Here is a 12,162-nt window from a genome sequence, read left to right as displayed (position 1 = left end):
AGAGATAAGCGATGCTAAAACTCACTTTTTTGGGTACCTCAGCAGGTGTGCCAACCAAGCAACGTAATGTAACGGCGCTTGCCATCGAGTGCATCAACCCTTATAGCTCAGGGACAAATCAACAGCAAAACAAGAAATCACGGCCGTGGTTATTGATTGATTGCGGTGAAGGTACGCAGCATCAGCTCTTACATACCAAGTTATCTTTACATCAGTTACAAGCGATTTGCATTACTCATGTGCATGGCGACCATTGCTATGGTTTGCCGGGGTTGTTAGCGAGTGCGGCAATGTCAGGACGTACTGCGCCGCTGATACTGCTTGCGCCAAAAGCGATTGCCACACTGCTTGATGCTCTTATTTTGACTACCAAATTGCACTTTCCATTTGCTATTAACTTTATGGCGATAGAAGATTTGCTATCTGAGCAAGATAGTAAAAATAAAGCTCAGGTAACTATCAGCTTAGACAATCAACATCAGCTTGAAATTGATATCACGCCGTTATCGCATCGCGTTCCCTCTTATGGCTTTGGTATCAGCCAGACGATCAGTCATCGCCATCTTGATAAGGACAAGCTGATAGCAGATAATATTCCAGCCAACGCGCTGTGGGGCAGACTGCAACAGGGCGAAGATGTTATGACCGAAGACGGTCGCAAGCTTCGTTCAACAGGTTATGTCGATAATGAGAGTCAGCGTACAAGGGTAGTGGTGGCTGGAGATAACGATACGCCAGAGTGTCTTAACAATGCTATAGCTGATGCGGATTTACTCGTTCATGAAGCTACATATACTCATGAGTTATTGAATAAGATTCAGGCAAAAAATCCAGATTTTGATCCAATGCATAGTAGCGCGCAGTTATTGGGTCGATTTGCCCAAGACAATGGGCTTAAAAACCTAGTTCTCACCCATTTTAGCGCCCGTTATCAGAGCTTTGACAATCCAAATAGCAGCACGCCAAATATGGCGCATATTCGATTGGATACCGAAAGTGTTTACCAAGGTAATCTATGGCTGGCAGCAGATTTTGACCAATATCTGGTGAATGGAACAGCGGAAGAAGTGGGTGATGATATAGGCAGTCGCGTACAGTATTTAGGCTCTGCACGCGACCATAAAAATACATGATATGAGTTTTTAAGACTGACTGTCTTCAGCTGCCAATTGGGTCTGTCCTATCCAATAACGACTGAACTGATACGCCACTCGACCAGAGCGTCCACCGCGTTCTGATGCCCAGCGTAATGCGGCTGATCTGATATGGGTGGGTAACTCATCAATGCTATCTGCACCTTTATTTGCTGCATCACCGTGCATGTCATCATGACTACTTCCAGCATCGACTTTTTGTTGAATAGATAAATAATGTCGCACGATATGTAAATAAGTATTTTGATCCATTGGATGAAAGGACAGCCATAAACCAAAACGGTCAGATAAAGACACCGTCTCATCAATGGTCTCATAAGGATTAACCTCATCGGTTTGACCATTATAAATATTAACATTGTCTTTCATGAGCTGCGGTAGTAGATGGCGGCGGTTACTGGTTGCATAAACCAATAATTTGTCTTGCTCTGAATCTAGAGAACCATCAAGCACACTTTTTAAGGTGCGGTAGCTTTCATCTTGACCATTAAATGCCAAGTCATCACAGTACACCACATAGCGACATTTGCAGTCAGCTGGTAAGGCTTTAATCGCTGCCCGTATTTTATCAAGCATCCGTAAGTCGTCTCGGGCAATTTCAATAATGCGCAGACCTTCATTATGATAGGCTTGTAGCAATGCTCTAATCAGCGATGATTTACCAGCGCCGCGTGTCCCTGTCATCAAAACGTGATTGGCAGGATAGCCCTTCAGGAATTGACGCGTGTTCTGTACCAGTTTTGATTTTTGCGTGTCGATACCATGTAGGTCGTCTAAATTTAAAAACAAATTAACCGCCAGCGGCTCTAAATGTCCAGTCTGCCCACCGATCCAGCGATAAGCCAACTGCGCAGGATCAATCTCAATGGTTGGCGTGATCTGCTCTTGCAGATACTGTCCGAGTAAATCTAATAAATGGTCTGGCAGAGCATAATTCATAACGGGCTTAGTAGATTGAGGCATAATACTCAGTCGCTTATAAAAATTAAAATGACGTTTGGCTTAATAGATATATAAAGGCATCACTTTACCATGAAAAATAGTGCCAGTATTCCTTGTGTATTACAAGCAGATGCAAAACAAGCGTTACGAGTGCAAGCGCAGCAAATCCTGCCAGCATTAACGGCATTCTTTTTCAGCCTAAATTATAGCGAGATCTCGCATCAACGACTCAGTCAGCAACATAATGGTAGTGACCTTGACTATCAGGGCTTAACACGCGCCCAACACTCGCAGTTTGGGAATGTGATGATTAAATGGCAGTTATATGCTAATGCTAATCAAGACCTGTCTGATTTAACCTATGAAGCTGACGTTCTAACATCTATAAACAACTTATCAAATAATCAAAACAAGCTTCAAAATAGCCTTTCCGCTATCGTACCACCACTATTGTTTTATGAAAATATTACTTCGGAAATATTAACGCAGCTGCAGCAGCTGACTATCCTGGTCATGCCTTATTATCCAAATGGCAGCTTGGCAAATCAGCTGAGTGCTCAAAAGCATTTCTTATTAACACAGGCACAAAAGAATCAATTTATCCTACAATCTGCTAATCTTATTTACCGCTTACATAATATCGGCTGGCTACATAATGATATTAAGCCCAGTAATATTTTGCTAGAAGGTTTTTTGCCAAATAATGCGGATAATAGCCGTATCACCTTTGATTTATTATTGACGGATTTTACTTTAACGAGCACTCTTTATCAGCCAAGTGTGGCAAATATTGCTGGCACGCCTGCCTATCTTGCTCCTGAGCGTTGGCAAGGGTATGGCTCAACGGTTCAAAGCGATATATACGCTTTTGGGATTATGTTGTATGAGATATTAGTCGGCGAGCGACCATTTGCCGTTGATGTTCGAAGTAGTGATTCAATGATTGATTGGGCGACACAACATTGCCAAAAGTCTGTTCCGACCTTGCCATTAGAATATAGTCGCTATCAGGACGTTGTTGATAAGGCATTGGCGAAGCAGATAGAGAAAAGGTATCAGAGTATGGGTGAGATGCTTTTAGATTTAGAAAGTATGGAATGGCAAGGTAACTGAGCCCAACAACTAAGGTTGAAAGGATAAATCCAGTAAATCCCAGACACAAAAAAACCTGCTAAAAAGCAGGCTTTAATATTTGGTCTAAGATGTACTATCCGAAAATGGTGGGGCTGGAGAGACTCGAACTCTCACACCTTGCGGCGCCAGAACCTAAATCTGGTGCGTCTACCAATTCCGCCACAGCCCCATTTTCGTTACCTTATCATCTTTGGTGTTGATATTCAAACCCCATCGAGATAAATAACTGATTCGGTAGTGCGTCTCAGTGGTTGGCTATTATATAGAGTTTGAATAGTTTGGCAAGCCCTATTTGCACTTATTTTTAATTATTTAGCCATTTTTTTTGCTGAATATCATAAATAATTGATATTATTGATTTTTTAATTCATATTTTTTATCACTTTATTCACACTAATATTACTCTTGATATGATGAGAGGTTCAGCTGTTGTAATTTACGTGTCAGCGTATTGCGTCCCCAGCCAAGTAAATTGGCAGCAGCTATCTTTTTGCCGCCGCTATGATGGAGCGCTGCGGTTAGCAAGACCCGTTCAAACTCAGGTGTTGCTGTCTGTAAAATATCGGTTGCGCCAGTTTGTAGTGACTGCTTCGCCCAAATACCTAAAGCTTGTTGCCAGCTTTGGGTGCCAAAAGTATCCTGACTTTGTAGATGATTATTTTCAATAGCGTCTTGTGAGGATACATGCTGCTGTTGATTGTTTAGAGTAGAGGAGATGTTTTCGAGCAACTCTGGAGGCAAGTCATCGATCATAACGGTGTCGCCAGTCGCCATTACTGTCAGCCAGAGACAGACATTCTCAAGTTGACGGACATTACCGCGCCATTCAAAAGACTGCATCATTTGCATTGCTGCCGGATGTAACTGTTTTGGTGCCGTATTCATCTGCTCAGCAGCGCGCTGCATAAAATAAGTGGTTAATGCTGGTACGTCCTCGCGGCGAGTCCGTAAGGGCGGCAATGGCAGGCGAATGACATTCAGGCGATAAAATAGATCCTCACGGAATTTACCCTGTTTGACCAATTCTTCCAAGTTTTGATGGGTAGCGGCAATAATGCGTACATCTACTTTGACGGGCTGCTGACCACCCACGCGAAAAAATTCGCCATTTGCCAGCACTCGTAGCAGCCGCGTTTGGGTACTAAAAGGCATGTCACCGATTTCATCTAAAAATAACGTGCCGCCATCTGCTTGCTCAAAACGACCTTGGCGTGAAGTTGTGGCGCCAGTGAATGCGCCTTTTTCATGACCAAACAATTCAGACTCAATCAAATCATGGGGAATTGCTGCCATATTTAGTGCAATAAAGGTTTTATTGTGTCGCGGTGAGTGCTGATGTAAAGCGCTAGCGACCAACTCTTTACCTGTACCTGATTCACCAGTGATTAAAACGGTAATCGGTGAGTGCGCAAGTCTACCAATGGCACGAAATACCGTTTGCATGGCTTGTGATTGACCAATGATGCCGCTTGGATTGTTATTGGTTTGGGGTTTGGGTTTTTCATGAGTTTTACTTTCAGCAGCTTTAGGGGTTTTTCTAGCTGATTTGGCTGCATTTGGTTTGTTCACAGGCTGTTCTTTGGTATCGGTACTTACATTCGTATTAGACTCGATCGAATGGTTTGATATGACTAGATTCGGCTGATAATTAATGGCTTTATAAATCGTTGCGACCGCATCATCTAAATCAAACGGCTTGGGCAGATATTCAAATGCACCAGTCTGATAGCTGCTAATGGCAGAAGTAAGGTCTGAATGCGCTGTCATAATGACAATCGGAAGCTTAGGAAAGTGCTTGTGTACCCAGTCACTAAACGACAGACCATCCATCATCGGCATACGAATATCGGTCAATATCACATCAGGTAACAAGGCGATTGACTCTGACGATTCTAGAATATCATTGAGGCGTGTCCATGCTGCTTGTGCTTGGGTAAAGCTGATAACCGTCAATCCAGCGTCTTCAAAAGTATCTGCAAGTACCATACGCAGCGCCGCATCATCATCAATGAGCCACAAAGTGGCAGGCTCATTATCAGGACTGTTATTGACCGTGACCATTGGCGTTCGCTCATTGCTTGTAAGAGATTGGGTGTCATTATACTGGGTCATGTATTTAGCCTAATAAGCAGTGAGAAGAATTGAGGTGAAGGCATTAATTTTCAGCAATTGGCTGATGAAAAGGCAAATAAAGGGTAAAACGGGTTTGACTATAATGGCTATTTTTATTATCGACATTAGTATTTGTACTGGCGCCCTGCGATTGAGTAGAGCTGACATCAATCATACCATGATGACGGCTGATAATATCTTGCACAATGGATAAACCAAGCCCAGTTCCTAGCGCGCGACTGGTCACCATAGGGAAGAATATCTGCCCAATGATATCAGGATGAATGCCAGAACCATTATCGGTGATAGCAACTTGCAGTACTTGTTTATGTTGCTGCCCGGCAATCGTATGTTGAAAGGCAACACGTGTTTGAATATGGAGTTTGGGTTGATAGCCATCGTCAAAATCAAGATTATTAAGTGGACTATCTGATGTTAATTGACTGGATACGGCTGGCACGCTTTGCTGCAGTGTTTGTGCAAATTCCGTCATGGATTCGCAAGCATTATTAATTAAGTTTAAGAAGACTTGTATCAGCTGGTCTTTATCAGCACAGAGTTCAGGTAACGATAAGTCATAGTCACGCTGTAATAAAACTTGCGGATATTGATGGATGATCAATGCCAAAACATGCTCTATTGGCTCATGAACATTGAGCATTTGCCAATGTGGTAATTGATTAGAACCAAGAAACTGCCCAATCAGCTGAGTTAGACGATCTGTCTCTGAGATAATGATGTCGGTATAGCTGCGTAATTTGTCAGCGGTTTTCTGTAGATGGTTATCAGAGTTTAAAGTCGGGCTCGATATAAGGCTAGGGTAGTCAGTATCAGTAGTGTGAGTATTAAAAGAGCGCTCACTAAATTTGATAAATTGACGCTGCAATAATTGCGCGGCACCGCGAATACCAGCCAACGGATTTTTGATTTCATGGGCAACCGAGCGCAGCATATGACGCGCAACATTGTACTGCTGCTGTTGGCGCTGTTCTTCTGAGATGCGACTTTGGCGGTCTTTGCCCCATATCTCTATAATAAAGTAATTTTGCTGCTGATAGATAACAGGGGTGACGCTATAGTCAATCGAGAGTGATAAGTTGCCATTTAATGGGCTGTTTATCAGATGGTCATGGTCAATAAAAGGTTGTTGGTACTGCTTCGCTTGAAAAAAACGTTCAGTCAAAGAGCAGGTTTTGTCTTTTGAACTGTCAATAAGTGTGCTGCGTTTGGTTTTCAACTCTTCGGGCGCAAGCAGCATCAATACCGACTGATTAAGCAATCGTCCACTACTGATCGCCAGTAGCTGCTCAGCTTGGGCATTTAGCCAAGTAATAGACAATTCATCATTGACCCACAAGATAGCCGTGAACAAATGCTGCGATATAAAGGTTAAGTCAGGCGTTGGTTTTGCGCTTATAAAATCAGCGGTCATGAGTAATACCTAGATAAATAGAGGCTCGATATAATATTTAACCATAAATCAACACTATAGAGCGGCAAAACTGGCGATTTTTGTAAAAAAAACGTACAATGCGCACAGCCAATTTATCTCTAGCAAGGTTAGCCATGCCCAATATTTCTACCGAGTCCGTTAATACGACTATAGCCCCTTCACAGCCAGCTTCTATACCAAAAGACACTGCCACTCTCTTTAATCCTGCTAAGCCGACAGCAATGCCTGCGCAAAGCTCGACGGACAGTGTTCAACCTTACCATCATAAAGCCAATCATAATCAAAATCGTAGTGTCGAACAAAGCAGCGAGGTAGTTTCAGCGGCTTCAGCTAAAACGACAACAGCAACGACCAATGCCCCTGTCAATGCCGCGCCAAAGATTGGATTTGTGTCTCTAGGTTGTCCAAAAGCCTTGGTCGATAGTGAGCGCATTATCACAGAGCTTAGCCGTGATGGCTATCAAGTAGCCAGTGATTATGAAGGCGCCGACTTGGTAGTGGTCAATACGTGCGGCTTTATCGAGTCAGCGGTACAAGAGTCGCTCGATGCAATCGGTGAAGCTATCAGCAAAAACGGTAAGGTGATTGTGACAGGCTGCTTGGGTAAAGAGGCAGATAAAATCCGTGAAATGCATCCTGCTGTACTAGCAGTGACGGGCGCTCATGCTTATGATGACGTCATTAGAGCAGTCGCGTTGCATGTACCAAAGCCTGACTGTGGTTTGGATGCCAGTTATGACCCAAAAATAGATTTGATTAATGAGGCAGGTATCAAATTAACGCCTAGTCATTATGCTTATCTAAAAATATCAGAAGGTTGCAACCACCGTTGTACTTTTTGCATTATTCCAAGCTTACGTGGAGACTTGGTTTCACGTCCGATTGACAGTGTGATGAATGAAGCGCTGGCGCTGAAAAAGGCTGGCGTGAAAGAGTTATTGATTATCTCACAAGATACTTCTGCTTATGGTCTGGACTTAAAGTATAAGACAAGCTTTTGGAATGGTATGCCGCTGAAGTCTAAATTTTATGACTTATGCCAAGCGTTAAACGATTTGGGTATTTGGGTGCGTCTACACTATGTGTATCCGTATCCGCATGTAGATAAAGTCGTAGAATTAATGGGTGAGAAGAAATTATTGCCTTATCTTGATATTCCATTCCAACATGCCAGCCATCGCATTTTAAAAGCAATGAAGCGTCCTGCTCATAGCGAAAATACCTTGGCGCGTATCCATGCATGGCGTGAGATTTGTCCTGATATCGTTATTCGCTCAACCTTCGTTGTTGGCTTCCCTGGCGAGACAGAAGAAGATTTCCAATGCTTGCTTGATTGGTTAGTAGAAGCCCGTCTAGATCGCGTTGGTGCCTTTACCTATTCAGAAGTTGAAGGTGCGGTTGCCAATGACTTGCCAAATCATGTGCCAGAAGACGTCAAGCAAGAACGTTACGAGCGTTTGATGACGTTACAGCAAGATATTTCAGCCCAAAAACTGCAAGAGAAAATTGGCAAAACCTTGATGGTATTGGTCGACGAAATTGATAGAGAAGAAGGTGTTGCGATCTGCCGTAGTTATGCTGACGCACCAGAGATTGACGGTCACGTCTACGTCGATGATATTGACGCTCATGTCAAAGTTGGGCAGTTCTTAACGGTTACTATCGACGATGCTAGTGAATATGATTTGTTTGCCAGTTACAAAGGCTAAGCAGTCACTGTAATAGGCGCATGAAAATTGCCCAATCGTGGGCAGTTTTTGCTACAATTAGCGCAATTTGACCTTTGTACCTGCTTATCCTTAAGTTGGGCAATGCCGTCAAGTCTCAAAGTAAACTCTATTTGTATATTACCGATAACTTTAATTATAATTCAATACTGACAAGGTGACCTCATGTCTGACAAAAACCCGCGTTATTCTCGTATCTTGCTAAAACTTTCTGGTGAAGCCTTAGCGGGTACGAAAGATATGGGTATTGATACCGAAGTGCTCGATAAGATGAGCTTATCTATCGCCCATTTGCGCGGGCTTGGTGTCCAAGTGGGTATCGTGGTCGGTGGTGGTAACTTATATCGCGGCGCTCAATTACAAAAAGAGGGTTTGGTCGGCCGCGTCACTGGCGATCAAATGGGCATGCTTGCAACCGTCATGAATGGCCTTGCAATGCGTGATGCTCTTGAGCGCCGCAATATCAAAACGCGCCTAATGTCAGCCCTGCCGATTGGTGAAGTCACTGAAAGTTATAGCAGCCGTAATGCGATTCGTTATCTTAAAAATGGCGAAGTATGTATCTTTGTCGCGGGTACGGGCAACCCTTTCTTTACTACTGATACGGCTGCTTGCTTACGTGGTATTGAAATCGAAGCAGGCTTGATTCTAAAAGCGACCAAAGTAGATGGTGTTTATGATAAAGACCCAAGCCTACATAGCGATGCAGTAAAATATGATGGTCTGACCTTTGATGAGGTGTTAGAGCAAAAGCTTGGAGTTATGGACTTGACTGCCATCGCATTATGTCGTGAGCACGATGTGCCATTACAAGTCTTTGATATGAATAAGCCTAATGCTTTATTAAATGTTGTGATGGGCGAGAATGAAGGCACACGCGTCTATCATTAATATCGTACCCAAAAATATGATAAAAGATAGGCAGAAGTAAGACAGCTGCTTATCTGTGAAAACACCTGAATAGTTTTTATAATAAACAATAAATGATTTGTCGGTAGCGATAAATAAGGATACCTCATGATTCAAGAAATTAAGCAAGACGGCGAAGCGCGCATGCAAAAAACCTTGGAAGCGCTTGAAAGCACCTTTAGTAAAGTTCGTACGGGTCGCGCGCATCCAGGTATGTTGACAGGCGTGATGGTCAGCTACTATGGTTCGCCTACGCCTTTAAATCAAGTAGCGAGTGTTAACGTTGAAGATTCGCGTACGCTACTGGTACAGCCATTTGACCGTACCATGGTGCAAGCGATTGATAAAGCTATCCGCGAAGCAGATTTGGGTCTTAATCCAATGACTGCTGATGTGATTCGTGTTCCCATGCCAGCATTGACAGAAGAAACTCGAAAAGATATGCAAAAATTGGCACGTGGCGAAGCAGAAAACAGCCGTGTTTCTATTCGTAATATCCGCCGTGATATGATGAATGACATCAAAGAGTTAGCAAAAGAAAAAGAGATTTCTGAAGACGACGAGCGCCGCGCCAGTGATGACATTCAAAAAATCACTGACAAATATATTGAAACAATCGATAGCCGCTTAAGCAAAAAAGAAACCGATTTGATGGCAGTATAAGTACATTTTTCTGCTGTCAAAAATGATGCGCTATCAATATTTTATATAACAAGTCGCTAAAAACAAACAGCCAATATCAAAGTGCTATTGGCTGTTTGTTGCCGTGTAGACAACTAAGCTTACTCTATAGCTTGTTTATATTGTCCTTTTTTTATAAGCACTTTATATGAATCTTTTTATATAAATTATGAGTTAGGGTTTTTATAAAGTATGGCGCGCGTTATGATTATTTTACCTAAACAACAAGCAAGTTAGCCTATGTCTATGTCAGAGAATTTAGCTCCAGCCCTTCTTCCACGCCATATCGCTGTTATTATGGACGGCAATAACCGCTATGGTAAAGTCCATAATTTAGGCAAAGGTCAGGGGCATATCGCTGGCAAAGATGCGCTAGACCCTATTGTTGAGTATTGCGTCAGTACAGGTATTGAGGTTTTGACCGTCTTTGCCTTTTCCAGTGAGAATTGGCAGCGCCCACCGACTGAAGTGGCATTGCTGATGCATTTGCTGAGCTTAACCATCAATGAGCAGATGCCTCGTATGGTTAAGTACCGTATTCGTTTGCGTTTTATCGGCGATCGCAGTCAGCTTAGTGATGATTTGCAATTATTGATGGCAGATGCTGAAGCAAAAACGGCTGATTTTGATGCTATGACATTGGTCATCGCCATCAGTTACGGTGGACAGTGGGATATCGCTCATGCAGCAAAGCAGCTATTACAGCAAGTGCAGGCAGGTCAGTTATCAATCGATGATATTGATAAGGAAAAACTTGGAGAGTATGTGCAATTGGCAGATGCACCAGAAGTAGACATGCTGATACGTACTGGCGGCGAGTACCGTCTCTCCAACTTCTTATTGTGGCAGTCAGCCTATGCAGAGCTGTTCTTTACCCCAACATTGTGGCCAGATTTTAGCGTCGATGAGCTAGCAGCAATGCTAGAGGATTTTGCTCAACGTCAACGCCGCTTTGGCAAAACCAGCGAACAAATAGTGACGGCTCAGCAAATATCTTAGAGGTCATGTTAAGAGCATTAGACGACTTTTGTCAATTTGGAGCACTTTCAATAGCGTGCGTCACTATCAATACGCTATTATAGTCAGCAGCTGGCTATGATACGTCATTATCTATAGTAAATATTTATCGCGCAATTTGACCAAATGTTCTTCATTATTATAAGGCTCAATAAGTATGTGGCAACGAATTAAGACGGCAATTGTTCTCGTTATTATCGTTGGTATTGCAATGTTTGCGAGCCAAACCCCTATATTATTTGCACCACTTTTAGGGATTGGGGTGATTATTGCCGCCCATGAATGGACTAAATTGATGCCAAAGTGGCGTCAGCCTGCGGTCTTCGTAGTATTGGTGTTGCTGCTGACCTTAGTGTCACTCATGTTTAAAGTCACGTGGCTTTTTTGGTGGGCAGCTTCTCTCGTCATATGGTTAATGGCGCTGTCTTGGGTACGAGTTTTCCCAACGTCTACCAAATGGTACGGTAAGCAGTTGGCACTAATGGGAGCAGTGATATTAACGGCTTCAATTACGGCTATGTTTTACTTATGGCAATTGTCGCCATGGTGGCTACTATATGTGTTTTTATTGGTCTGGTGTGCAGACAGTGGTGCTTACTTTGTCGGACGCAAGCTTGGGCGCCGAAAAATGGCACCGAACGTTTCACCCAATAAGAGTATGGAAGGGCTGGCGGGGGGCTTAGTCACAGGACTACTGGTCGTAGTAATTATAAGTGTCTTTAAATTACAATTGACGGGTGCAGCGCTCCTCGCCTTTGTGGCATTATCGGCTCTGACGATTTTAGCTTCCGTACTGGGCGATTTGTTTGAGTCTATGCTCAAACGCCGTGCTGATGTTAAAGATTCAGGAACGATTCTACCGGGCCATGGTGGAATACTTGACCGTATTGATTCACTGCTATCTGCTACGCCGATATTTGCGCTTGGTTTTTGGGCAATACAGCAGTTTGGTTTGATAGTCGTTTGACTTGCCTAATACGATCAAAATCGCTTATGTAGTTATCTGACAGAACATAAGCTTAGCTGCTCATTT

The 12,162-nt window shown here is 43.1% G+C and carries 10 protein-coding genes and 1 tRNA gene; 7 read left to right on the top strand and 4 right to left on the bottom strand.

Annotated features, from left to right (window positions below; genetic code table 11):
- Nucleotides 1-11: 11 nt before the first annotated feature.
- Nucleotides 12-1,133, top strand: coding sequence for a ribonuclease Z (locus tag PCRYO_RS08780; protein ID WP_011514045.1), 1,122 nt, complete (start codon nucleotides 12-14; stop codon nucleotides 1,131-1,133).
- 9 nt (nucleotides 1,134-1,142) lie between these two features.
- Here PCRYO_RS08780 and PCRYO_RS08775 read toward each other — a convergent pair whose 3' ends face one another.
- Nucleotides 1,143-2,117 (bottom strand): ATP-binding protein, encoded by a 975-nt coding sequence (locus tag PCRYO_RS08775; RefSeq protein ID WP_011514044.1) that lies wholly within the window; start codon nucleotides 2,115-2,117, stop codon nucleotides 1,143-1,145.
- 69 nt (nucleotides 2,118-2,186) lie between these two features.
- On the opposite strand from PCRYO_RS08775, the gene PCRYO_RS08770 reads away from it, so the two are divergent.
- Nucleotides 2,187-3,209, top strand: coding sequence for a serine/threonine-protein kinase (locus PCRYO_RS08770; protein WP_011514043.1), 1,023 nt, complete (start codon nucleotides 2,187-2,189; stop codon nucleotides 3,207-3,209).
- A 105-nt stretch (nucleotides 3,210-3,314) separates the two neighbouring features.
- Here PCRYO_RS08770 and PCRYO_RS08765 read toward each other — a convergent pair.
- The 3 genes from PCRYO_RS08765 to PCRYO_RS08755 form a co-directional block, all read right to left on the bottom strand.
- Nucleotides 3,315-3,399 (bottom strand) — tRNA-Leu (locus PCRYO_RS08765).
- 230 nt (nucleotides 3,400-3,629) lie between these two features.
- Nucleotides 3,630-5,342, bottom strand: coding sequence for a sigma 54-interacting transcriptional regulator (locus tag PCRYO_RS08760; protein ID WP_011514042.1), 1,713 nt, complete (start codon nucleotides 5,340-5,342; stop codon nucleotides 3,630-3,632).
- Nucleotides 5,343-5,385: 43 nt separating this feature from the next.
- Nucleotides 5,386-6,774 carry a two-component system sensor histidine kinase NtrB gene (locus tag PCRYO_RS08755; RefSeq protein WP_011514041.1) on the bottom strand — a complete coding sequence of 463 codons (1,389 nt, stop codon included), beginning with the start codon at nucleotides 6,772-6,774 and terminating at the stop codon, nucleotides 5,386-5,388.
- A 134-nt stretch (nucleotides 6,775-6,908) separates the two neighbouring features.
- Here PCRYO_RS08755 and rimO point away from each other — a divergent pair, with 134 nt between their 5' ends.
- The 5 genes from rimO to PCRYO_RS08730 all read left to right on the top strand — a co-directional run bounded on the left by rimO (nucleotide 6,909) and on the right by PCRYO_RS08730 (nucleotide 12,096).
- Nucleotides 6,909-8,504, top strand: coding sequence for a 30S ribosomal protein S12 methylthiotransferase RimO (rimO, locus tag PCRYO_RS08750; protein ID WP_011514040.1), 1,596 nt, complete (start codon nucleotides 6,909-6,911; stop codon nucleotides 8,502-8,504).
- 183 nt (nucleotides 8,505-8,687) lie between these two features.
- Complete coding sequence (pyrH, locus tag PCRYO_RS08745; RefSeq protein ID WP_011514039.1) at nucleotides 8,688-9,413, top strand: UMP kinase; 726 nt, start codon at nucleotides 8,688-8,690, stop codon at nucleotides 9,411-9,413.
- A gap of 126 nt (nucleotides 9,414-9,539) precedes the next feature.
- The gene (frr, locus tag PCRYO_RS08740; protein WP_011514038.1) at nucleotides 9,540-10,094 is read left to right on the top strand and encodes a ribosome recycling factor; all 555 of its coding nucleotides are present in this window, start codon (nucleotides 9,540-9,542) and stop codon (nucleotides 10,092-10,094) included.
- Between the two features lie 258 nt (nucleotides 10,095-10,352).
- The gene (gene uppS / locus PCRYO_RS08735) at nucleotides 10,353-11,111 is read left to right on the top strand and encodes a polyprenyl diphosphate synthase (RefSeq protein ID WP_011514037.1); all 759 of its coding nucleotides are present in this window, start codon (nucleotides 10,353-10,355) and stop codon (nucleotides 11,109-11,111) included.
- Nucleotides 11,112-11,286: 175 nt separating this feature from the next.
- Nucleotides 11,287-12,096 carry a phosphatidate cytidylyltransferase gene (locus tag PCRYO_RS08730; RefSeq protein ID WP_011514036.1) on the top strand — a complete coding sequence of 270 codons (810 nt, stop codon included), beginning with the start codon at nucleotides 11,287-11,289 and terminating at the stop codon, nucleotides 12,094-12,096.
- Nucleotides 12,097-12,162: the final 66 nt, after the last annotated feature.

The organism is Psychrobacter cryohalolentis K5, assembly GCF_000013905.1.
Lineage (GTDB): Bacteria > Pseudomonadota > Gammaproteobacteria > Pseudomonadales > Moraxellaceae > Psychrobacter > Psychrobacter cryohalolentis.
The sequence above is the reverse complement of the archived record's forward strand: the minus strand, read 5'-3'. Positions and strand labels throughout refer to the sequence as shown.

Excerpts from the sequence above, each read along its gene's own strand:
- frr (WP_011514038.1), top strand. The coding sequence starts at position 9,540 with ATGATTCAAGAAATTAAGCAAGACGGCGAAGCGCGCATGCAAAAAACC.
- PCRYO_RS08775 (WP_011514044.1), bottom strand. The coding sequence starts at position 2,117 with ATGCCTCAATCTACTAAGCCCGTTATGAATTATGCTCTGCCAGACCAT.
- rimO (WP_011514040.1), top strand. The coding sequence starts at position 6,909 with ATGCCCAATATTTCTACCGAGTCCGTTAATACGACTATAGCCCCTTCA.
- PCRYO_RS08780 (WP_011514045.1), top strand. The coding sequence starts at position 12 with ATGCTAAAACTCACTTTTTTGGGTACCTCAGCAGGTGTGCCAACCAAG.
- uppS (WP_011514037.1), top strand. The coding sequence starts at position 10,353 with ATGTCTATGTCAGAGAATTTAGCTCCAGCCCTTCTTCCACGCCATATC.
- pyrH (WP_011514039.1), top strand. The coding sequence starts at position 8,688 with ATGTCTGACAAAAACCCGCGTTATTCTCGTATCTTGCTAAAACTTTCT.
- PCRYO_RS08770 (WP_011514043.1), top strand. The coding sequence starts at position 2,187 with ATGAAAAATAGTGCCAGTATTCCTTGTGTATTACAAGCAGATGCAAAA.
- PCRYO_RS08760 (WP_011514042.1), bottom strand. The coding sequence starts at position 5,342 with ATGACCCAGTATAATGACACCCAATCTCTTACAAGCAATGAGCGAACG.
- PCRYO_RS08755 (WP_011514041.1), bottom strand. The coding sequence starts at position 6,774 with ATGACCGCTGATTTTATAAGCGCAAAACCAACGCCTGACTTAACCTTT.
- PCRYO_RS08730 (WP_011514036.1), top strand. The coding sequence starts at position 11,287 with ATGTGGCAACGAATTAAGACGGCAATTGTTCTCGTTATTATCGTTGGT.